This is a genomic window from Furfurilactobacillus rossiae, from assembly GCF_013394005.1.
In the GTDB taxonomy this organism is placed as follows: Bacteria; Bacillota; Bacilli; order Lactobacillales; family Lactobacillaceae; genus Furfurilactobacillus; species Furfurilactobacillus rossiae.
Genome location: NZ_CP040586.1, coordinates 89,214 through 112,191 on the forward strand (window position 1 = coordinate 89,214; position 22,978 = coordinate 112,191).

The 22,978-nt window shown below is 42.7% G+C and carries 21 protein-coding genes; 15 read left to right on the plus strand and 6 right to left on the minus strand.

Translation table 11 applies throughout. The features are described 5' to 3' along the window. Positions 1-80: 80 nt before the first annotated feature. From LROSL1_RS00535 to LROSL1_RS00545, 3 genes are all read left to right on the plus strand, one after another. Positions 81-1,115, plus strand: coding sequence for an SDR family oxidoreductase (locus LROSL1_RS00535; RefSeq protein WP_178913343.1), 1,035 nt, complete (start codon positions 81-83; stop codon positions 1,113-1,115). 192 nt (positions 1,116-1,307) lie between these two features. Beyond that, positions 1,308-2,423: an exonuclease SbcCD subunit D gene (locus tag LROSL1_RS00540; protein ID WP_178913344.1), complete on the plus strand. Its 1,116-nt coding sequence runs from the start codon at positions 1,308-1,310 to the stop codon at positions 2,421-2,423. Between the two features lies 1 nt (position 2,424). Continuing rightward, positions 2,425-5,553 carry an AAA family ATPase gene (locus LROSL1_RS00545; protein WP_178913345.1) on the plus strand — a complete coding sequence of 1,043 codons (3,129 nt, stop codon included), beginning with the start codon at positions 2,425-2,427 and terminating at the stop codon, positions 5,551-5,553. A gap of 65 nt (positions 5,554-5,618) precedes the next feature. Here the strand turns inward: LROSL1_RS00545 and LROSL1_RS13260 are convergent, their stop codons facing one another. From LROSL1_RS13260 to LROSL1_RS00560, 3 genes are all read right to left on the minus strand, one after another. Then, complete coding sequence (locus LROSL1_RS13260; protein ID WP_178914898.1) at positions 5,619-6,188, minus strand: helix-turn-helix domain-containing protein; 570 nt, start codon at positions 6,186-6,188, stop codon at positions 5,619-5,621. A 128-nt stretch (positions 6,189-6,316) separates the two neighbouring features. Further along, positions 6,317-7,411 (minus strand): DNA alkylation repair protein, encoded by a 1,095-nt coding sequence (locus LROSL1_RS00555; RefSeq protein ID WP_178913346.1) that lies wholly within the window; start codon positions 7,409-7,411, stop codon positions 6,317-6,319. Between the two features lie 74 nt (positions 7,412-7,485). Further along, positions 7,486-8,391 (minus strand): helix-turn-helix transcriptional regulator, encoded by a 906-nt coding sequence (locus LROSL1_RS00560; RefSeq protein ID WP_178913347.1) that lies wholly within the window; start codon positions 8,389-8,391, stop codon positions 7,486-7,488. Positions 8,392-8,625: 234 nt separating this feature from the next. On the opposite strand from LROSL1_RS00560, the gene LROSL1_RS00565 reads away from it, so the two are divergent. Together LROSL1_RS00565 and LROSL1_RS00570 are read left to right on the plus strand one after the other, a co-directional pair. Then, on the plus strand, positions 8,626-9,057 hold the full coding sequence (locus tag LROSL1_RS00565) for a nuclear transport factor 2 family protein (RefSeq protein WP_178913348.1): 432 nt from the start codon (positions 8,626-8,628) through the stop codon (positions 9,055-9,057). A gap of 133 nt (positions 9,058-9,190) precedes the next feature. Then, positions 9,191-9,982, plus strand: a complete 792-nt coding sequence (locus LROSL1_RS00570) for a class I SAM-dependent methyltransferase (RefSeq protein WP_178913349.1) — start codon at positions 9,191-9,193, stop codon at positions 9,980-9,982. Between the two features lie 100 nt (positions 9,983-10,082). Here LROSL1_RS00570 and LROSL1_RS00575 read toward each other — a convergent pair whose 3' ends face one another. Together LROSL1_RS00575 and LROSL1_RS00580 are read right to left on the minus strand one after the other, a co-directional pair. Continuing rightward, positions 10,083-10,616 (minus strand): PadR family transcriptional regulator, encoded by a 534-nt coding sequence (locus LROSL1_RS00575; RefSeq protein WP_017261345.1) that lies wholly within the window; start codon positions 10,614-10,616, stop codon positions 10,083-10,085. A gap of 62 nt (positions 10,617-10,678) precedes the next feature. Beyond that, the gene (locus tag LROSL1_RS00580) at positions 10,679-12,421 is read right to left on the minus strand and encodes an MFS transporter (RefSeq protein WP_178913350.1); all 1,743 of its coding nucleotides are present in this window, start codon (positions 12,419-12,421) and stop codon (positions 10,679-10,681) included. A gap of 158 nt (positions 12,422-12,579) precedes the next feature. On the opposite strand from LROSL1_RS00580, the gene LROSL1_RS00585 reads away from it, so the two are divergent. Then, positions 12,580-13,524, plus strand: coding sequence for a zinc-binding dehydrogenase (locus LROSL1_RS00585; protein ID WP_178913351.1), 945 nt, complete (start codon positions 12,580-12,582; stop codon positions 13,522-13,524). Between the two features lie 54 nt (positions 13,525-13,578). Here LROSL1_RS00585 and LROSL1_RS00590 read toward each other — a convergent pair whose 3' ends face one another. Next, complete coding sequence (locus tag LROSL1_RS00590) at positions 13,579-14,508, minus strand: cation diffusion facilitator family transporter (protein WP_178913352.1); 930 nt, start codon at positions 14,506-14,508, stop codon at positions 13,579-13,581. A 75-nt stretch (positions 14,509-14,583) separates the two neighbouring features. Here LROSL1_RS00590 and LROSL1_RS00595 point away from each other — a divergent pair, with 75 nt between their 5' ends. The 9 genes from LROSL1_RS00595 (at position 14,584) to LROSL1_RS00635 (ending at position 22,876) form a co-directional block, all read left to right on the plus strand. Beyond that, positions 14,584-15,186, plus strand: a complete 603-nt coding sequence (locus tag LROSL1_RS00595; RefSeq protein WP_178913353.1) for a TetR family transcriptional regulator — start codon at positions 14,584-14,586, stop codon at positions 15,184-15,186. Positions 15,187-15,474: 288 nt separating this feature from the next. Next, positions 15,475-16,929, plus strand: coding sequence for a YhgE/Pip family protein (locus LROSL1_RS00600; RefSeq protein WP_178913354.1), 1,455 nt, complete (start codon positions 15,475-15,477; stop codon positions 16,927-16,929). A gap of 331 nt (positions 16,930-17,260) precedes the next feature. Then, the gene (locus LROSL1_RS00605; protein WP_178913355.1) at positions 17,261-17,425 is read left to right on the plus strand and encodes a hypothetical protein; all 165 of its coding nucleotides are present in this window, start codon (positions 17,261-17,263) and stop codon (positions 17,423-17,425) included. 12 nt (positions 17,426-17,437) lie between these two features. Beyond that, positions 17,438-17,641: a hypothetical protein gene (locus LROSL1_RS00610; RefSeq protein WP_178913356.1), complete on the plus strand. Its 204-nt coding sequence runs from the start codon at positions 17,438-17,440 to the stop codon at positions 17,639-17,641. A gap of 99 nt (positions 17,642-17,740) precedes the next feature. Further along, positions 17,741-17,905: a hypothetical protein gene (locus tag LROSL1_RS00615; RefSeq protein ID WP_178913357.1), complete on the plus strand. Its 165-nt coding sequence runs from the start codon at positions 17,741-17,743 to the stop codon at positions 17,903-17,905. An 11-nt stretch (positions 17,906-17,916) separates the two neighbouring features. Then, positions 17,917-18,117, plus strand: coding sequence for a hypothetical protein (locus tag LROSL1_RS00620; protein WP_178913358.1), 201 nt, complete (start codon positions 17,917-17,919; stop codon positions 18,115-18,117). Positions 18,118-18,316: 199 nt separating this feature from the next. Continuing rightward, entirely contained in the window at positions 18,317-18,775 is a 459-nt protein-coding gene (locus LROSL1_RS00625; RefSeq protein WP_178913359.1) for a hypothetical protein, read from the plus strand. 301 nt (positions 18,776-19,076) lie between these two features. Next, on the plus strand, positions 19,077-20,849 hold the full coding sequence (locus tag LROSL1_RS00630; RefSeq protein ID WP_178913360.1) for an ABC transporter ATP-binding protein: 1,773 nt from the start codon (positions 19,077-19,079) through the stop codon (positions 20,847-20,849). 101 nt (positions 20,850-20,950) lie between these two features. After that, a complete protein-coding gene (locus LROSL1_RS00635; protein ID WP_178913361.1) occupies positions 20,951-22,876 on the plus strand; it encodes an ABC transporter ATP-binding protein/permease in 1,926 nt (641 codons plus the stop codon). Positions 22,877-22,978 lie beyond the last annotated feature (102 nt).

Here is a 22,978-nt window from a genome sequence, read left to right on the forward strand (position 1 = left end):
TTGGCTTGTTTAGCTATAAGAAACACTCTACAATTCTTCTACAGATGTTACAAGTATAACGTAAGCGGAGGAATTCAAAAATGGATAAGAAATTAGTTGTTGTTACAGGTGGTAGCGGGTTTATCGCTGTTCATATTATTTTGCAATTATTGCAGCAGGGTTATGCGGTTCGGACAACTGTTCGATCAATGAAGAAGACAGACTTAATCCATGAAATGTTAGCAAAGGGTGGTGTGGCGGATTTTAGCAACTTGGCGATTGTTGAAGCGGATCTCACGAGTGATGATGGTTGGACCGAGGCTGTAAAGGGTGCAACCTATGTGATCCATCCCGCATCACCGACGCCAACATTAAACTTTAAAAATGAAGACGAAATGATTCGTCCGGCCGTGGATGGCGTGCTTCGCGTTATGCGTGCCTCACGTGATGCTGGGGTCAAACGTTTTGTATTGACCTCCGCTTATGGCGCGATTTTTGCCGGTCACAAGAACCGGACCACGCCATACACCGAAAAGGATTGGACGGATCTGTCGGCCAAGAATATTCATCCTTACCAAAAGTCTAAGACAATGTCTGAACACGCGGCGTGGAATTTTATTAACAGTGAAGGTAATGGGATGGAATTGGCCACGGTTAACCCAGTTGGTGTTATGGGGCTCGTGTTGTCCTCAGATTACTCACATTCAAACATTCAAATTCAAGATTTATTAGAAGGTAAAATCAAAGCTGTACCAAAGGTTGATTCCGGTTATGTTGATGTTCGTGACGTCGCAAGTCTGCACATTTTGGCGATGACGTCACCTAAAGCTGTGGGTGAACGTTTCTTAGCGACGACGGGTGAAACATTGTCGATGTTGGATGTGGCAAACATTCTTCGTGAAGCGTTCCCACAATTTGCGTCAAAGCTACCAACGAAGACAATGCCAAACACACTGGTGAAAGCTGTTGCACTGACTAATCCGATGTTGAAAATGGTGGCGCTACTAGTTGGACAGTATGCCGAGACAAGTAACGAAAAGGCAGTCACCATGTTGGGCTGGCATCCACGTTCAGCACGTGAGGCAATTATTGCCACTGCACAGTCAATGATTGATTTGGGAATTGTGAAAGCTTAATTTAAATAGCAGTGAAAGACGGAATCCGGATAAGATTTTGTCTTTTTTTAGTCTGGCAAACATTGCGCTATCAAAATGCGTATGTAAATGTGTAAGAACCTAAATTACTCGATGTAAAAAGACTGTTCCACGATATTTGAGCTTGGGTGTAAACTTGTAGCACACGATTAACTCGTAAAATAGGAGACCATTATGAAATTTTTGCACACGGCTGACTGGCATATTGGTAAAAAGTTGCATGGTTTTGATTTACATGAAGAACAGGACGATGCGTATCAACAAATTTTACAAATTGCGTTAGCAAATAAAGTCGATGCGGTCGTTGTTGCAGGCGATTTATATGACCGATCATTGCCCAGCGAAGATAGTGTCAAACAACTGAATCATATGTTGATTGATTTAAATTTGACTAATCATTTTCCGGTTTTGGCAATTAGCGGAAATCATGATAGTGCCACACGTTTGCATGTCGGCAGTGAGTGGTATGCCCAAACCAATTATTTCTTAAATACCGAGTTGGCGGATGCATTCGAGCCAGTTGAACTGGGCAATACGCAGTTTTTCTTGTTGCCTTATTTTGAACCGTGGCAGGCTCGAAACGTGTTTGAAGACGATAGCATTAAGACGGTTGAACAAGCGATGACATTGGTCGTAAATCGTCAACAAAAAGCGTTTAAGGCAGGGATGAAACACGTCCTAATCGCGCATTTCTTTGCCGCGGGCAGTAGTCAAACGGACTCTGAAACGAAAGTCGTTGTTGGTGGGCTTAATGCGGTGCCACTGGATTTGTTGGGTGCATTTGATTATGTTGCACTTGGGCATTTACACAATCATCGAGCGCTAACTGACGACAAGATTAAATACAGCGGCTCACCCGTCAAGTTTTCACTGTCCGAGGCTGACGAGCAAAAAGGCGTTTGGATTGTGGATTCAGATGCCGGAACAACAACGTATGTACCAATTAAGCCATTACGGGATGTCGTTAACTTAACGGGTTCTTTCGAAGAATTAACCGATCCGGAAACGTATGACAAGTTAGACCGCGATGCCTATTATGGCGTGACATTGACAGACAAGGCCATCATTCCAGATGTAATGAATCGCTTGCGTCAGGTTTATCCACGAATCGTTAGTTTGGATCGACAGAACGGCCGCGATGAGCTACCGACTGTCCAAAGGGTGGACCCAACCTTGGCACCAATGGCGTTGTTTGGAAAGTTCTTTGAGCACGTCAATGATGACGAAATGAGCGAGCAACAACAGAAGTGGGCTGAACAAGGCCTGCAGGAAGCTGAACACGAGGATTAACATGCGACCATTACGAATTCGCTTAGTAAATTTCGGGCCCTATAAGGACCAAACAATTGATTTTGAAGATTTTAACGACGCACCACTATTTCTGATTAGTGGCAAGACGGGTAGCGGTAAAACAACCATTTTTGATGCGATGTGTTTTGCGCTGTTTGGCCGTTCATCTGGTGGTGACCGCAATCCCGATGAAATGCGCTCGGACTTTGCTGACCAAACGGAAGAGACGTTTGTAACATTCATTTTTGAACATCACGGGCAACAATATGTGATCAATCGCAAACCTAAGCAGACGCTTGCTAAAAAGCGTGGCACGGGGACAACTGAACAAGTTGCCAGCGTAGATCTGACCGTTACTGATCGCGATGGCAAAGAACAAAGCTGGACGAAACGCGGAACAGTGGATCAGAAACTATTTGATTTACTCCATCTGACGCCGGCACAATTTACTCAGATCGTCTTGTTGCCTCAGGGCCAGTTCAGACATTTTCTTGAGGCAAACAGTAATGATAAGGAAGCTTTGTTGGCCGATTTGTTTGGGACCGATTTATACAAACGCTGGGCCAACAATTTAAATGATCAGCTAAAAGCGATGCGTCAGGCCTCAAAAGATCAGAGTACGCAATTGGCGACGTATGCAAAAATGATTAAGTGGCAAGATGACACAGAAGTCCCAGTCGCCGATGCGCCGGCAACAGACATTTTGGCCGCTCTGATTCAGCAAAATGAAGCGATGAAGCAGGAGTTAGCACGCAGGCGGCAAGTAAATGACAAGGAATCAGCCCGGTTGAGCCAATTGACGACCCAGGTTAAAACAGAAGAAAGTTTGTTAGCTGTCTTTAACCAACGTGAGCAAGCGCAATTGGCACTGACCAAGCTCAATCAGCAGACGGCTGATATAGAAAAACTAACTGCGCACATCAAACAGTTGGAGTGGGTTCAACAAACTGTGCCACTGCGAGAAAAGGCAGTAGAAACGAAACAACAGGAAATGCGGACCACGGAACGACTGGCCTCGACTAAGACTAGTTTGACCACCGCTCAACAGACATTGACTGACGCTGTAGCAGTTGTCGAACAATTAAATGCGCAGAAACCAGAAGAGGTCAAACGGCAATCTGAACTGACACGCCTAAGACAAGTGCGACCGTTGTTTGAAACTGTGGCGACATTGAATAAACGGCAAGTGGCACAACAACAGCAGTTAAAGACGGCTCAAACAAACGCTGAGCTAATTGCTAAGCAACTCAGTGAACAACAGCAATTACGCGATCAGCTGGATCAGCAACTCACGACACTGCAATCATTGGGCGCTCAACAACTGACGGTTAGGGATCAACAACATGCGTTAAAAACGTTAGTCGCTCAACAGACTGACCTTGATCAACAGCAGCATGCGTTGCAACTTCGTCATCAACGAATAGAGAAAACAGCACAACAATTGGCGGAACTGACTGCCAAACAAAAAGGTGCGGCGGACAACTATCAACAGCTAGATCATGATTGGACTGTCGGGCAAATTCAGCGTTTGAGTGCGAAATTGGAAGATGGTGAACCCTGTCCTGTATGTGGTTCTACGGAACATCCTAAGGTTGCAGTGGCAACAGTCACAGCTGTAACCGAAGATGAACTGAAGGAAGCGGATAAACAGCGACAAGACCTAAATCAGCGCGTTGCTAATGTTACGGGACAACTCAATGAATTGAAGGCAGGGCAAGAAAAAGATCAGTCTGTTTATAAGGAAAACGAGTCAAATTGGGCTAAACGTATTGCGCAGTTAACGGATCAGTCAGTGGCTACCGATAATGCACGCACCGCGTTATCACAATTTAAGCAACAACTGGCCAATACAGTTCAGCAACTGAGCGATGCTTTGGAGCACCGTACTCGACTCCAGCAGCAATTAGCCGTCGTCAAACCTCAATTAGAAACGTTGACCGCTCAGCGTGATGAGGCTAATAAACAGGTACAACATGTGCAAACGGAATTAGCTACCGTGACAGCACAACTCGAAGATCGCCGTCATGATCTTCCAGACCAATTCAAAGATTTAGCTTCCTTAGATGCGCATATTAAGCAAGTTGAACAGGCGAGTCAGGCTTATATAGAGCAGACGACCAAACAACAGGATGACCAAAATAAGGCACAACAGAACGTTACACAATTACAAACTCAGGTAACGAGTCTGACTCAGACTCAAGCTGAACAGCACAAGACTGCCACGGCCGCCCAGCAGACATTTGATGAGGCATTAAATAAACGGCGTCCCGTTGTGGAACTGGCAGCGTTCAATCAATTGGCAAATGAAGTTGATGAACTTGATGAGCAAAGAAAAGTTCATCAACGTTTCTTAACAGATAAAAGTCGTGCTACTGCGCAAGTTGAGACACTGACGAAACAAATTGGTGACCAAACCAAGCCAAATGTGGAAGAAACTGTCAAAGCCCGTGAAGTACAGACTGAAAAGCAACGGACTGCCCAGCAAGCATTCTATGACTTTCAACAGGTGGTTCAAAGTAATGAAGATGTGGCGACCAAGATGAAGACGTTAATGGATGAAAGCCGTGAAGCACAACAGCAATTGGCCGAAATGGCTGAGTTAGCTGACACTGCTACTGGTAGAAGCGATATGCATCTGAGTTTGGAACGGTATATTTTACAAACTTATCTTCAAAAAGTGCTGACAGTGGCCAATGTGCGACTGGCCGTACTGACGAATAGACGCTATCAATTCCGTTTGGATACGTCGGCTGGTTCGCGGGCCACAGATACTGGGTTAGAGATCAATGTATTCGATGATCAAGCTGGTAAAGTCCGTAGTGTGCATACCTTGTCTGGTGGGGAAAGCTTTATCGCAGCATTGTCACTGGCCTTAGCGCTAGGTGAAGTCATTCAAAGCGAAGCGGGCGGAATCACAATTGAAGCACTCTTTGTGGATGAAGGCTTTGGTTCACTGGATGGCGAGGCTTTGCAGATGGCGATGGAAGCTTTACAGACCATTGAAGGCAATAATCGGATGATTGGTATTATCAGCCACGTGACAGAAATGCAGGAACAAATTCCGGATCAACTGCAGGTTGTTTCGTTAGCGAATGGGCAGAGCACGATTAAGTATCAGCATGAGCTGTAGTTAAAGATATTTCCTGGGAAATAAAAAATCGACCAATTTGAGAAAATTGATCGATTTTTTGAATTCTATTTGAAGAAAATTGATTTAAAAAGAAGGATTACGCCTAGATAACCATCTTTTTCACTTTGCATGATACCAGCCCACATTCCTGAAATCATATCATGAATAGACTGCGTTATGCTCGGAATAAGCAGAAATGTTAAACAGAGTCCGCCGATTATTAACGTTTTCTTTGACAAGATTCGGTTCATTTGTGTCCAGTTGATTGTACAAAGGAGCCAAATCAATGTCACAATGAAAGGTAATTCTAACCAATCACGAAGGTTACTAGCAGACATGTGCAGTGCCAAGCCGATCAAGTACCCAACAATTGATAGGCCTGTCACACTAAGAACAAATTTGCTTAGTCTTGATAACGGTTCTGGCTCGTGTGACTCAAAGTTGTGAATCAGCTTGTCGTCGCCCTTAATTAAATCATCTAATGATAAATCAAAAAGTTCACCGAGCTTAATGACATTCGTGAAACTTGGTAACGCAGTGTCACTTTCCCATTTCGAAATAGATTCACGCGAAATATTCAAACGTTTAGCCAGATCAGCTTGTGACCAATGTCGTTGTTCACGTTGTTGCTTGATTTGTTAACTGATTTTCATACGCTTCGCCCCCTCAATTTCTCCTATGACCCAAGTGTAAAGAGTATTTCGCGGAAGAGGTAGGACTTTATAGTTACATCAAGCTGTTATTGACATAAAAAATTAGTTAACTAGGAAATTGTTAAATCAACATTTGTGTCGGCGACTGGCACTGTATTGACCAATAGCTCAATGTGATGCACCCCAGCATATAACGTGCGGGTGGTAAGCTGCTTCCACTTTATTGAGAAATGCCCGTTTATCGCTTGTTGTGATTTTAAGTTGACACGTTTGATAAAGAAATTCTTGGCAGATGTTTGCTGGTTCTTCTTAACATAGTGTACGCGGTAACCGAGATAAAGTGGTAAATCGCTCTTTGTTGAATTCGAGAGCTGATAACTAAAGTCAGAATTTTGATTTAGGAAAATGGTCGGTGAAGATGTTGTTAACGAGATGTTTGTCAGTAATGATGCATCACGTTGGCTGTAGCCTAGTAGTGTCAATACATCCGGATTTCCCGCCTTAAACAGTGTTCGCAGGGCTCGGTTAATAATCCAGTCCGTCGTTTGGGAGTCATGCCAGTGTGTCTTACAGAAATCGATGACCAACTGGGGATGATCTTTACTAATGTCGTTTAGGTTATTAGCGACACTTTTTTGAACGTACGTGCTTTGATCGTGAACTAAATTTTCCAGAATCGGGAAAATTGGTGTTGGATCTTCCACAAACTGTTTGAGACGAATCCCCCAGGGCAGACGTGGCCGAATGCCTTCGCTAGCAAGGCGACGCTGATCTTCATTTTGACTCTGAGACCAAGTGACCATTTGCTGAATTGTTTGTTCTGGTGAGTCGACTAGAAAGGGACGGATGGCAAATTCTGCCGAGGATGTTTCGGTCAGAACGCCCAGTGTGCTCATGGAGGTTTGCCAATTGTTGCGGCCATAAAGCGCCACGTAGTTTGGCAGACATAGTGCGGCAAGGCCGGTAATAGTTGTACTAATATCACACAGAATACCGGCAGCCTCTGTAAAGTCGCTTGGCAACTGATGATGCAGCGCCCGTGTGATTTGGTCGCGACGTTCCATTAACTTGAGTGCCGGCCATTGCTCATCAACCGTGTCTCGAATAAATGTCGGAACATCAAATGTTGAATAGTGTTGTGTAATCGCTGTGCCTAGCTGGGTTAAGAAAGGTGTTGAATATACATCCTTTAGAGCATCTGCCATGGTTCGTCCTCCATAAAAAGTTGATTATATTCTGATTATCATACAGTACAAAACATGACACCCTTTGTCAGGCTTTAATAATGAACCAAACATTTCTGAATTTCATCTTTCATTCGCTGCCGTAGTGAGCTTGGTTGTACCACGGTTAAGTGTGATCCAAAAGACAACAAGTAAGTAATTAACCAGTCATCGTCATTCATCTTTGTGTTAACCAGATAGTCACCGTTTGATTGTTGAACAATTTGATTTGTTGGAAAGGCTTCAAACAAGCGGTACTTCAAGACTGCATCCGCGTGCAACTGAATGTCGATACGGTTGGATGCGCTAGACTGTTGAACAGAATGGTTAGTCAACCACGGTTGTTTGCCATCTGCCAACGATTGTTTGTTCGTCACGCGTAGATGATCAATTCGTGACAGTTTAAATAATCGGTCTGCTCGACGCTCTACTGAGTATCCCCTTAGATACCATGCTTTATCTTTAAAAATGACTTGGTAGGGAAACACTTCACGGGGCAAATATTCATTTTTAGCGCTTAAATAATTAAACGTAATTAGTCGAGAATGAATAATCGCATCGCGAAGCTTAGCTAGTGTGCTCTTTTGGTTACGTGAGTCAGACCATGTCGATGGGTCGATCGTGATCCAGGCAACGGGCTGTTGATGAAACAGGGCCGATAACTTTTCGACCGTTTCATTGTTGTCGACGCCGAGGTTTTTTAAGCCATTCAAGGCAGCTAAAATGGTCGTTTGTTCCTGCTTATTAACGATTGTATTGTCGATTTTATATTCCGGCAGGAGGGCAATACCACCATTGCGACCTTGTAGAACATAGATGGGGACACCGGCGGCCGACAAGTCATCGACATATCGGTATACGGTTCTGACCGAAACACCTAGTTGCTCAGCTAGAGCCGGCGCAGCGACTTTATTATGGTTCATTAGTAGATAAATCATTTGGAATAATCGATTGGACTTCATGGGATTGGGCCTTTCTATAGAGGATAGGCGTTATTAATCTGCGTTAAATTGACTGCGATAACGGAGACGAATAAAAGTAAACTTGCTCAATTAAGTTTGCTCTTTTTTTGGAAAACATGACAGTCTATTGTCAGGTTTATGCTGGTAAGCTGAATTCAATCAGTAAGGCAGCGTGCGTTTGACACTAAGCCAGCTGATTATTTATGACACACGAAAATTTAGGAGGAATTAGTTATGAGTAGTGAACAATTTGCATATAAACCAGGTACCGAGGCATTTTTCAATATTGTCATGGAAGGTCTAAAGGGTGAGGTAGACACAGATAATTACTGGGAAGCCGTTGATGAAAATGCTGTTTTTGAATTCATGTACAATATTCCTGGTTTTACCAACAAAATTGAGGGGCGTCAGGCCTATATGGATTGGTTTGCAGGTTATTCAGCGGTGTTGGATAGTGCGGATGGTTTGCGAGTTTACAAGGATGCTGACAAACACGCGGTGATTTTAGAATATGCTGTTCACGGCGTGGTACCCAGTACAGGTAAGAAATATGACAACAATTTTTGTTCCATCGCAATTCTTAAAAATCGTAAAATTGTTCACTGGTATGATTACATGGACACGATGGCCGTCATGCTCAGCAACAAGCCGGAAGATAAGAAATAATCGTTAACTTTGTTTTGAAGCAAAAGAAATTATTGTCTTGCAGGCAGCTTACCAAAAGGTGATAGTTAGACTATTAAAAGCGAATATAAGGTTATGGGTATGCTATTATTCGTTAATTTGGGAGAGTGCCTACATGACAATCCAGCAGTCAGAAGACAATGCACAGTATCAAACGGATAATAACTTATCAATTCGACAACGCCTGCATCAGCAATATAGCACAAATAAGCAGGGACTAATGCCATGGCTGCGTCACCAAATGACCATTCACTCAGGTGATCGCATCTTAGAGTTAGGCTGTGGCAATGGTAGCTTGTGGCAAGGATATTTGGGGCAACTGCCTTCAACGGTTGCGTTAACGCTGTCTGACTATTCACAGGGGATGATCGATTTAGTGACAAACCAGTTTGGAAACGACCAACGAGTCAACTGTATGAAAATTGACGCACAATCAATTCCTTTTTCTGATGAATCATTTGATATTGTTATCGCAAATCACACGTTGCACACTGTGCCTGATATTGCACTGGCTATTCGTGAGATTGCTAGGGTATTGAAACCACACGGCACCTTTTATACCGCGGTCAATGGCAATCAGGGGATGGAACATTATCTGCACGAAGCGATTCAATCAATTCAACCGACGAACATGGCGTTTGCCGAGCAGTTAAGTTTTAATTTGCAAAATGGCGTGCCACAGTTAGACAGGGCTTTTAGTCAAGTTCATCGACGGGACTATCCCGATAGTCTGCATATTACCAAGACACAAGATTTAATTGCGTGGATCCAGTCGACTAACATGGCAGATGATGGGATTGATGATAAGTTACTGCAAGAGCTGACCGTTTATTTTGAAACGTTAAGACTGCGTAATGGTGCGATCGATATTCCCAAGCAAGTCGGGTTATTAATTGCTGAAAAATAAACTAGGCTTAACAATGCTTGACTAAACAAATAGGCTGACGAGGAAATTAATCTTCGCCAGCCTATTTGCTTATTCAGTTTTGTGCGTAAAGACGAGAACTTTACTTACCATCTGGATGTTCCTGCAACCATTGTTTCAAAAAGGCGATTTCTGTTTTGCTCGAATTAATGCCGTATGCAAAGGCTAATTTTTGCCCGGTCGACATGCACCGATTATGTGATGGTAGATAGTCGCTAAGTCGCTGTTGAAGTTGCTCAATTTCTTCCGATTCCTGCTGGATTTCATCCTTAACGATTTGTACGATTCGTTCTGGATCGACAAATTCGCCAAACATTAACCGTGCCAAAAAATCGGATTTGACGCTTTCTGCTTCTACGGGCGAATGAAGGTACTCGGCAAATTCCGCTTCACCTGCTGGCGTAATCGAGAAAACGTTTTTATCAGGTTTACCCTGCTGGGGGACAATTTCCTTAGTGACCATTCCGTCTTTTTCGAGTTTTCGTAGCGCAGGATAGACCATTCCGGCCGAGCTATCAAAGAAGAATGCAAAACTTGTTTGAAACAGTTGGGTGATGTCATAACCTGTTTGAGGACCGCTTTTTAAAATACCGAGGACGATTTGCCGACTTTTCATGGTCTATTAACTCCTTTAGTGATTAAGTACAGGTTATCATAGAATCTTCAAGAACCGCTTTTTTATCGCGCAATTTTAACATCGTGCTTGATAATCGCCAAGTAATCTTTGCGCCGGTAAAATAAGAGCGCTACGAAAATGAAGCTAATTGCAAACGGAAAGGCGTGTCGATATAAGACCAGGAAGGCCTGCGATATCATTGATTTAGTGTGCTTAGCAATACCGTCACCAGTGCTTTTGATTTCGTAATTATCCTTTTTCACAATAGCGACAACCTTCTGTGTTACCCGTTCTTGAATTTGTTTACGTACAATAACTTGTTGTTGAGCAGGAAGCTGATTAACGTGCGCTCTTTGGGTCGCAAGTTTTGTTTCCCGGGCAATAATCTGTGCCTGTTGGTGCTTGCTGATACCATTGTTCTGGTGAGTTGAGGTCTTGGCTCCTGTGCCTATGAAACGTTGATGAGTGGCACTTAGCATTTTCTGCTTGGTCGTTTGAGAGAGGGAGGTTTGCTCAATTCGGGTTTGCGCGTCATGCCAGGCGGTTGTTTTGGCCGTGCTGATGTTACTAGTAAGCAGTGAGACGAAGATGGCGACAGCGAGAACATTGCCAATTTGACGCAGAACGCCCATCACTGATTGAGACGCAGTTAGCTTTTCACCTTCAAAGTCGGACGCGGCTAAGACGGTGATTGGGCCGATAATCACACCATAACCAGCGCCGAGCAGCATGAGCCCGATCAATGTTTGCCAGTAGTGGTCTGGGTTCATAAAGCCAAGGATGCCATAACCAATCGCCATAGAAAGGAAGCCAAAGCCAATAATCAAACGGGGGCCATAATGTTCAATCAAGGTACCGGCGATGGGCGACATAACAAAAATCATAAATGAAGCCGGCGTGATGAGTAATGCGGCCACTAGCTCTGTTTTCCCCTGAACCTGTGTGAAAAATGTCGGCATGATTACCATGACTGACACTAACAGTAGACCGGCCAAGATAACGGTCAGGGACGCGCCGGAAAACTGCCGATCTGCGAAGAGATCCAGACGAACCATAGGTGATTTGACACGCGATTCTAGGAAAATGAAGGCGACAAAAGCAATTATGGTTAGCCCGGCAAGAGATAAAATACGAGCGCTTGTCCACCCCCAGTCAGTGCCTTGCGTGAGTGATAGTGTCAATGAGAATAACGTGATCATTAAGAGAAACATGCCGCCAAAGTCGATTTTAGCGTTGGTTCGTGACTCGTGTCGCAGTGGTAACTGCAATGTCACGCCGATAAAGGCAATAAGTAATAACGGCAGGTTAATGTAGAAGACCCAACGCCAGCCAAGAAACTCTGTTACAACACCGCCAATGGTTGGTCCTAAAGTTGATGCCAGTCCTTGTGTGAGGCCAATGGTAAGCAGTGCCGTTTTACGTTTGGACTGAGAAGTTGATGCAATGGCGATGGTCATACTAGTTGGGAAAATGATGGCAGCACCAATACTTTGGATACCACGACCAATGATCAATGTTGCGGGAACGTTGGCGTCTCCGGAAACAAATGAACCAATCGCAAACGTCAACAACCCAATCAGATAAACTTTGTTGCGCCCGAAAATGTCGGCAATCCGTGCTAGTGGAATTGTGAGCACGGCAAACGTAATTGTGTAAATGTTAAGCGCCCAAGATAAGCGATCTAAAGGCACGTTCATGCTAGTCTGAATTGCTGGGAGCGCAATGTTCATTACCGTTGTATCCAACATGCATAAGAATGTTCCGATACACATGGTTAGGATTAGTAGCATATTTTTATTTTTCATATTCAATGTCACTTTCATATTAACAATTATAGTATTGTTCGAACGTTTGATACTATAATTGTTAATAGTAACATTGTCAATATAAATTTATTTTCCTTAAATCAAGAAAAGGCTTACAGTAGAAGTGAACATTAAACAAATCGAATGGAGGAGTTAAGATGCGTTCAGTTGTTATTAATGAGCCAGGGGATTCAAGTGTCTTAAAAATTGAGGAACGGCCAATTCCTAAGGCGGATGCTACGCACACCGTAATTCACATCAAGGCTTTTGGGATTCATCGCTACGAAGTATTGACGCGGGCTGGTGGTTCTCCGTCGGTAAAGTTTCCACGAGTTATCGGCGTCGAGGCTGTTGGGGAAGTGTCTGAGCCAGCGACAAACTCAAGATTTACTAAGGGGCAACGTGTTCTTGTTATCAATGGTGGTTTTGGTCGTGAATTTGATGGCAGTTATCAAGAGTACGCATTGGTTCCAGATGATTTATTGTTTGCAGTTGATTACGATGTTGACTGGCAAACACTGGCACAGTACCCGGAAAACTTTTACACAGCATTTGGTGCTATGAAAATGACGCGTGTGAAAAAGGGTCAATCACTGCTGGTTCGGGGCGGGACTACGGCTGTTGGCATGGCAATGATTGGACTGGCAAAGTCACTTGGAATTGAAGTTTCGGCAACCACAAGGAAGCCAGAACGAAAGCAATTGTTACTGGATCAAGGAGCCGACCATGTGGTCCTTGATAAGGATAATCAACTGCAAACAAGCGAAAAGTATGATGGCATTGTTGATATGGTGGGCACGGTCAGTTGTCAAAACTCAATTGAACACGTCAAACGTGGTGGTGTCTGCTGTATGATTGGTTTGTTAGCTGGTGAATGGGTCTTTAAAGAGTTTGACCCCTTCACATTAGGTGGTGCATATTTGTCTGTGTTTGACGGTGGCGAACCGAGTCAGGCATTATTTGATGAAATTTTCGATTTAATCAAACGTAATCACCTCAGTATTCCTATTTCCAAAACGTTTAAACTGTCGGAAATTGCTGCCGCACAAGATTACGTCATGGCCAATCCTCAACCAGGACAAGTGATTGTCACTACGGAATGATGCTATTTAGGTCAAAAAATAACGTGTAACCCATTCAAATTTTTGGGTGACGCGTTATTTTTTTGATTCAAGAGCGTTGGGGCGAACTTGAATACAACAATATAAAACTGGCAAGTGCGTTTGAATTTCCCCTTCAATTGCTTTGCAAAGGCGGTAACTATCCGCTGTTGTGAGGCGATTATCGACCATGATTTCAGCTTCGATGATAATGTTGTCACCTGTGAATCTACCATTGACATAATCTGTGTGAATAACGTCGTCGAACTGATCAATGAAGTGCCAAATTTGGCTTCGCAATTTGGGATTGAATCCATTAGACAATTTTTCGGCACTGGTACTGAGAATTTGGTTGCCATTAATGATGATGTAAAGGCCTAATATGAATGTTGACAGGCCATCAAACCAGTTGATACGTAGCCAGTAAGCAAGTAAGATTGCCAGCATGGTCCCGTAAGATGTGAGTGCGTCACTGAGCGAATCACGTGCTGAGGCGATGAGTGAGCTATCATGTGCACGAACACCAATGAGGTGGTTAATGTGACTGATGACGAGCATTAAAGTTCCTGAAATCGCTGCGGCGTAGGCGGCAATAATACGAATTTGGCTTGCTCGACCGATGATAATGGCGGCGATGCTTCGACCTGCAGACCACAAGCAGTTGAGACCGACTAAGTCCATAATAATGCCAGTTAAGAATACTGCGATAGTTTCATACTGCCAATGACCTTCCTGGTGCATGGTGTCTCTTGGCAAACTTGAAAAGTGCAAACCAACCAACAGCAAAATAGATGACATGACGCCAGTAACGTTATTTTTACCATCTGCGACTAAGATCATTGCGTGGCTAAAGTGGCCGACAATCAGTTCGCCAATTGACATTAACAGGTAAACGCTCATATTGAGGTAAATTAGCCGTTTGGCAATGGCCATTTTGCGTTTACTATTCGTTTGTAACTTCTGTGAGACCGCGACTTCTTTTGACATAGGGCTCCTCTGGGTTTTATTCGCAAAAATGAGTAAAATAAACATATTAGGATGCATCAGAAAGAGGGCGTTGGCATGACGGAGAGCACTAAGGAAACTAATACAGAATCGGCACTCAGAAAGGCCTTTATTAAGCTAGTGGCCGCCAAGAGTTTTCGGAAAATGACAGTCCGTGACATTGCCACGACTGCACACGTTAGTCGAGGGACTTTTTATCTGCACTACGTGGACAAATATGCCATGCTGGACGCCTATGAAGATCAATTGGTAACGGGAATTGCGCAAATATTTGATACCTATGCGAAGACTTCTTGGGAAGTTGGCAGTCGGGTTGAGGATAATGTCTTTTATCACATGTTTGTTTACCTCAATCGGCACAAACAGATGGTGCAAACGCTGTACCGAATTCCGGAGTCAGATGTAATGCGGAAAATGACGGCGTTTATTACTGCCGAGGTTGCCCGTGAGACAGTCGCATCTGTTTCGAGTCCGAATGGTAAAGATATCCCACTAGATTACGCGCAAGCCATTCTTGTACAGAATGTTTCCGGCATCATTACACAGTGGTTTCAAAAGGCACAGCCGGAATCGCCCCGTGAGATTTTTGCCATTTTCATGAATAGTCGAACGTTATCGCCGGTCGATTTAACGTTACTTGTTCAGGATAACAATCAATAAGTTGCTACCATTTAGTCTTGGTCGCAACTTATTTTTAGTATAGGGACGCGCAGCGAGCACACACAATGAGCATTTGGGTAAAAAGTGTTCATTTGGCGTTGTCACTTGAAGATATGAACCGGCCCATAACGCCGGCATAGCAGGTATTTATGCCATTTGAGTGATTAATCAACCCCGTGCTAAATTGACACTTTCGGCTATCTTGCACATTGATTGGCCTTCTTTTCTCACTTAACATCGACAACCGAAATGAGTTACGAACTTCAGTTGAAGGAGAGTTTAAGAGAGATGATTAAAAAAGAATGGCAGCAATTATGGCATAGCCGCAGGATGCTCATTGGATTAATTTTAATTGCATTGATCCCGGCGATTTATTGCCTTTTATACCTATCGTCGATGTGGGATGCTTACGGAAAAATGGACCGGATTCCCGTTGCAATTGTGAATCAGGATCAGCCGCAAAACTATTCTGGCAAACGGATTGCGATTGGTAAACAATTAACAACTAAACTACGTCGTTCGGATTCACTTGATTATCATGTGACAACGGCTAAGACGGCTGCCGCAGGGATTCGGAACGGTAAATACTACATGGTCGTGACGATTCCCAAACGGTTTTCTAGTGACGCGACAACATTATTAACAAGTTCACCACAACGTTTGCATATCCGCTACACAGTCAATTCTGGCCGTAACTTTGTTGTTTCCAAAATGACCGCAGGGGCGGCAACGGCGATTCAATCGAAGGTTTCAAACCAAGTCAGTACGATGTACGTCAGTGTGTTGCTGACGACAATTGAACACGTACAAGTGGGGATGGCGAATGCAGCTAAGGGCAGTAATCAGGTGACGACTGGATTGACCAGTCTAACTAACGGCATTCAGCAAGTTGGGACGGGAACAACTAGCTTGCAGCGGGGATTGCAAGCTGCTAACGTAGCGTCACCAGAGATCGTTGGTGGTGTGGGTAAAATGAATGCTGCCCTAGCAAAGCTCCATGATGGTAGTTCGGCGCTCACTCTAGGAAGTACGCGACTTACCACTAGTCTTGCAGGTAGCACTCACCAACTACAGCAATTGCATGAGCAACGTCGGACAGCCGATGACATTGCCTCGCCAGTGGTTGCTGACACAACAGACGTGGCGAAAGTGCCAAACAACGGAACAGGCATGGCACCATTCTTTATTGCCATCGGACTGTTTGTCGGCGGCATTGGTTTAGGAACTATGTTCGATGCCTATTTACCAAAGTCAAGGCCTAAGTCTGCTGTTGCTTGGTGGCTGTCAAAATTTTCAGTTATCGGCGCACTTGGTGTTGTACAAAGTGGTTTACTCTTATTGGCGTTGACTTGGGGTAATCACTTAATGCCGACTTCCCAGATTAAATTGGCAAGTATGCTGTTGTTAGGTTCGCTGACTTTCTTGTCATTGATATTTTGTTTGCGAATTGTGCTTGGCGGTTTCGGTACCTGGTTGATCACAATTATCTTGGTGCTCCAACTGTCTGCTTCGGCAGGTGTGTATCCGGTCGAACTGACAAGTGGTTACGCTCGAGTTATCAATCCGTATCTTCCGATGACTTATCTCATCGACGGGTTGCGACAGTCAATTTCGCTCAATGGCAGTATTGCAACGGATGTACTTGTTTTGAGTGTAATGATGATTGTTTTTAACGGGTTGATAATTATGAAGTACCGATCTGACTTGCGGCGAGACGTATTTAAACTAGTCGATTTTGCATAATTCCATCAAAAAGCACGGGCCGGTTGGCTCGTGCTTTTTTGCACAAATATGAATACTAGACAGCAAGTCACTAAAAGTCGGTAAAACTTGGGGAGCTTAGAAATATGTAGCCCTTATTAAGATCAGAAAAAGCTAGGTATCAAACGTCCCACCGCGTAGCCTTCAATGACATATTTACCTGTCCGGAAAATATGTTATCTGGAATCAAAAAAGAAAAAAGTTCAAAAAAAGAATTGACAGCATATATAACATGTTATATAGTCATCACGTTGTCAGATATATAACATGTTATATACAAACCAAACCACATTAAAACAAAGGAGATCTATTTATGAATACTGCTGTAATTATCGGAGGAGGCACTCTCATCCTTTGGATTATATCTTCAATATTTATCTACGTGCATTATGGTGCAAAACCAGATCAACGAATGAATATTACTAAACTTGCTGGACTATATACTGCCATTGCAACTGCTGCATGGCTGATTATTTAAGGAGAAAAGAATATGAAAAACGCGATTAAACTTGGTAAATATGCTGGTATTAGTTGGGCTACACTGAGTGCTGCCATCTATTTAATTTATGGGAATAAACCAGACCAGCTATCAAATATTGGTGAACTAGCCCTAATTATCGGTGCGATTTCAAGCATAGCGTGGCTATCAATTGACGCACCAGACGACAAGATGTTAGTTCAAAAAAACAAATAAAAAGTTGACAATATATATAACATGTTTTATATTCAAAAACGTTGTTTTATATATAACATGTTATATAAAATGCTACATGATGAAAAAGGAGATTTATTTATGAACACTGCTTTAATTATTGGAGGAATTACACTTATTGTTTGGATTCTATCGGTTATTTTTATTTACGCACGCTATGGTGCGAAACCGGATCAACGAATGAACATTACTAAACTTGCTGGACTATACACTGCCATTGCTGTTGTTGCATGGCTTGTCATTTAAGGGGAAAAATTATGAAAAACGCTATTAAAATTGCTATGTATGCCGGTATCAGTTGGATTGTATTGAGTGCTGCTATCTACTTGATTTATGGAAATCAGCCGGACCAGCTATCAAACATTGGAGAACTAGCTTTAATTATTGGTGTGATCTCTGGTGTCGCGTGGTTATCAATGGATGCGCCAAAAGACAAAAAGGTGATTAACAAAAAGTAATTGTGAAAGCTTCGTAACAATGTCAGTGCACCCTCGTGTTTTTGGGCAGCATTAACTTTAGTCGTTGACTGATATACCGGAATTAACCTGATCGACTGTTTGATTTTGGGTCGCGTACACTAATTATTTGTGGTATTTATAGTGTAACTGAGTTATTAGTGAAGGCACTCTAATTTAAAAAAGCAAAGGATGTTTCAATATGGCAGTGACAGAAGCTCAAAAACGGGCACAAAAAAGGTACAACGAGAAGAATAAAAAACGGCTAAAGGTCGCATCCTATCGTAATTCCGCTAAGACATTTATTCGAACTTATGCAAGTGATGCAGAGCTCGACGAACTATCCGATCTTATAACCGAACGCCGGCGCATTAATCAATTACTGACAAATCTTGATCAGATACGGGCTTTTATTAACGATGAAGCGTTTCTTGAAAAGCATGCACTCAAGGTTGAAATTTGGCGACGGCCAAAAGAGCTGCTGAAACATAGAAGTGAACAAACAGATGATGTTACAGCCGTTCAATCCTGGTTTGATGAAAAAATTGCGCCTCGATTTAATAAGGAAGAACCCATTGTTGAGATCAATCAGCAAGGTCATAGCGAATTCTATGATGGAAATACAGGTGTTGAAGTTTTAAACGAATTTGCTCAAAAATAAAAAAGCGTTTCAATGAAGCACAAACCCTCAAGGTTGAATGACATTCGGCCTTGAGGGTTTGCTTTAAGAAGAGTCTTTAAACACTAAAAAACTTATGATTCACGTAAGCTTATTTAGTTGTACGTCTAGTGGGATGGAAATAGTGCGAAATACGAACATTAAGCACATTTTGAGATTAATTAATTTCCATTAGTCAGGTGAGGCGACACCAACTGACTAATGGAGATTTGGACTAAGACCACACTTAGGTCAAGGAAACTGAGTGTAAAAGAAAAATTAAGTAATCATTGGAGAAAACATCATGGAATTAAGGACTGATAGATCGAAAATCGCAAAAGTTGATCGGTCACGGAAAAGATTCGACTTTACCGGCTTTCTACAGTTAATTCGAAATACTCAACCGAAGTATTGGCAACTCTGGCTTGGACTCTTTTTAGGGCTGATTGCGACAAGCGCACAACTAGCAGTTCCTAAGCTAGCTCAAGGTTTGATAAATGATTTGAAACATAGCTTAAATACACAGTTGTTAGCAACAGTTGTTATCTTATTTCTGCTCAGCGCATTGATTAGTGCAACTTCAGGGGCATTATTAGGTATTTTTGGGGAGAATGTCGTTGCTAGGCTACGCGAAAGATTGTGGAAGAAGCTCGTACGTTTACCAGTAAGTTATTTCGATAGTGTGAAAACTGGAGAAATGACTTCACGATTGGTCAATGACTCGACACAAATTAAAGACCTACTTGCCAATTCATTTCCGCAGATGGCCACGTCACTACTGCAACTGGTAGGGGCTTTAGTAATCATGGTCCTCATGGACTGGAAAATGACCGTCATTATGTTTGTTGCCATTCCACTACTGATGCTTTTTATGTTACCAATCATGAATCAGACCAGTAAAATTGGCCGTCAACGACAAGACGCGTTGGCCCATTTTAATGGAACGACTGGCGAAACACTGAGTGAAATCCGGCTAGTTAAGTCTTCTAACGCAGAAGAATACGAAACAAGGACGGGATTTGAACAAATCGATAATCTATATCACATTGGTTTACGTGAAGCCGTTTATGACGCAATGGCTAATCCTATTATGTCTGCAGTAACACTGGCACTTCTAGTTGGATTACTGGCATATGCTGCAGCGCGTGTTTCAGATGGCACCATGAGCTTGGGAACGATGTTGTCACTCATGATGTATTTGTACCAAATCATGGATCCGATTGAGAGTCTGGGCCAATTTTTCACTTCTCTATCAAAGACAAGTGGTTCTACTCAGCGAGTTCGGGCCTTGCTTGAAGAGCCAGAAGAAAACTTTCGAATTGGCAAACCGCAATCTGTTACTGACCAAACATTGGTAATGAGCCATGTCGACTTTGCGTACGCCGATGACAAACAAATGGTTCTTCACGACGTTAATTTTGAGGCAAAACCTAACAGTGTTGTGGCATTTGCTGGCCCATCGGGTGGCGGTAAATCAACTATTTTTGGAATTCTCGAACGCTACTATCAACCTACAAATGGCCAAGTTACTATCGGTGGCAAAAGTATTACGGACATTAGTCTGAAAGATTGGCGTTCACAAATCGGTTATGTCAGTCAAGACTCTGCCATTATGGCTGGAACGATTCGGCACAACTTGACTTATGGTGCTAGTCAAAAATATTCAGACGATGAATTGTGGCATGTTTTGCAGTTGGCGTACGCCGATCAATTTGTACGCGATATGCCAAGCGGATTAGATACACAAGTTGGTGAACGCGGTGTGAAAGTCAGTGGCGGTCAACGACAACGTTTGGCTATTGCCAGAGCATTTCTTCGCGATCCAAAGATTTTGATGTTAGATGAGGCAACGGCCAGCTTAGATTCTGAATCAGAAGCGATGGTCCAAAAAGCCCTTGGAGAATTAATGCATGGTCGGACAACTTTCATTATTGCTCATCGATTAAGCACCATCGTCGACGCCGATAAAATCTATTTTATTGAACATGGACATGTCAGTGGTAGCGGCACTCACAATGCATTAATGAACACACTGCCGCTATATCGTGACTACGTGAAAATTCAATTTAAAAAATAGCAGATTGTCGAGAGTTGAACGTAAAATGATTCATTTTATCGATTCCAATCGCAAGTTTAACTGGAGTCGATGGCCAAACAAACGAAAATGAGGACATCGTATTGAACTTCTTAGAATTAAAGAATATCCATAAAACTTATTATGTAAATAAAGAACCATTTCCTGTTTTGAAAGGAATTGATCTTAAATTTGACCGAGGTGAATTTGTTTCTATATTGGGCGAGTCAGGTGGTGGTAAATCTACACTGATGAACATCATCGGGGGATTAGACCACGCATATGAAGGGGATGTCTTGCTAAACGGGAAGTCTATGCATGATGCTAATGAACAAGCCATGGACAATTTTCGCCGTCAAACAATAGGCTTTATCTTTCAAAGCTTTAACCTGATTAGTCATTTAACGTTGTTAGATAACGTCATGATTAGCCTGGAAATGACTGACCTGCCCCATTATGAACAGGTTAAACGGGCAAAAAGATTATTAAAACAGGTGGGGTTGGAAAATCACATCAGTAAGTATCCAAACCAAATCTCAGGAGGTCAAAAACAACGTGTTGCCATTGCACGAGCATTAGCATCTGATCCAGATATTATCGTTGCAGATGAACCGACTGGTGCTTTGGATGCAGAAAATACTCAGGAAATTTTGGAGCTAATGAATGACATTGCTGAGAAGGGCAAACTGGTTATTTGTGTCACGCACAGTCAGGATGTTGCAAACTATGGTACACGGATAATTCACATGGAAAATGGAAAGATTGACGAAGATCGTCAATTAAAGCCTTCATTTCGAAAAGAGGGTAAACAACTTTCGGTTAAGACAAGGCATCTGAGTTTTCGTTCAACGCTGAAAATGAGCTTGCAACACCTGCGGTACAATACCAAAAGGAATTTATTAATTGTGGTTGGCGGCTCTATTGGTATTTTCAGTGTTATCTTAATGCTTGCGTTGGGCAATGGCGTTAAAGGATATATGAATAAACAGATTATGTCGCACATTAACCCGACCACAATTCAAGTGGCCAAAAAAGTTAGTGGTGATGTCACTTCCGAACAAGATCTAGAGGTGACTAAAGCAGATCGTGATCGAATCCAAAAAGTTAATAATGTCACTCGGGTCGTGCCAGGATACCAAAGGGACAGTGGTGTTCAAGTGAAATACAGAGGAAAGTCACAGCAAGTTAAACAATTTCAAACATGGAACAAAACAGAAAAGGTTAGTGACATCAAGACGGGGTCTCGACCCGAAAAAAATGAAATTTTGTTAAAAAGAGAAACCGCTCAAAAATTTGCTAAAAATTACAAGTCGTTGGTTGGTCAAAGAGTGAATTTCAGCATCGCTGCTGTGGATAATAATGGGCAGCCAATTATAGTTACACGGAATATGCGTGTTTCCGGCATTATCAATTTTGGCAAAGACACTGTTAACTACAATAGTTTGAAGGACATGTATAAGCAAAATGGGGCAAAGTTACGATCTAACTTCGTGACTGTTTCCACAAAAAATATCCAAACAACGAAACGTGCGCAAAATGAAATTAAGGGTATGAAGGTTAATGGTAAACTAGCTTTTTCCATTACCGGTGTTGGCGCGATGTTGGGGACGGTGAATACGTACATTTCGTTAGCTTTTTATGTATTAGCAGGCATTGCGGCTATTTCACTACTGGTCTCAGCCATCATGATTATTGTTGTCCTGTACATCAGTGTTTCGGAGAGGACGAAAGAAATTGGTGTACTCAGAGCGTTGGGCGTTCGCCGACGTGATATACGCAATTTGTTCGTGTCGGAAGCATTTTTTATTGGATTATTCAGTGCGACACTTGGAGTCGTCATTGCGGGGTTGGCACAGCTATTAATTAATCAATTTGCTGTCCCTGCCATTCACTTCAGCATCATTCAGATGAGCGTAAGTTATGCCTTTTTTGGAATTTTCGCTGGTGTAATAATTAGTCTGTTGTCAGCAGTGGCTCCAGCCCATCAGGCATCTAAATTAGATCCAATTGAATCGTTATCGGTCGAATGATAGCTTATTAAATAACTCAAAGAACTTTTTATAGTGGCTTTTAATGACGTAATCGCTGCTCATTTAAAAGCACGAAGGCCAAAAGCACTCACGTGATCCGTG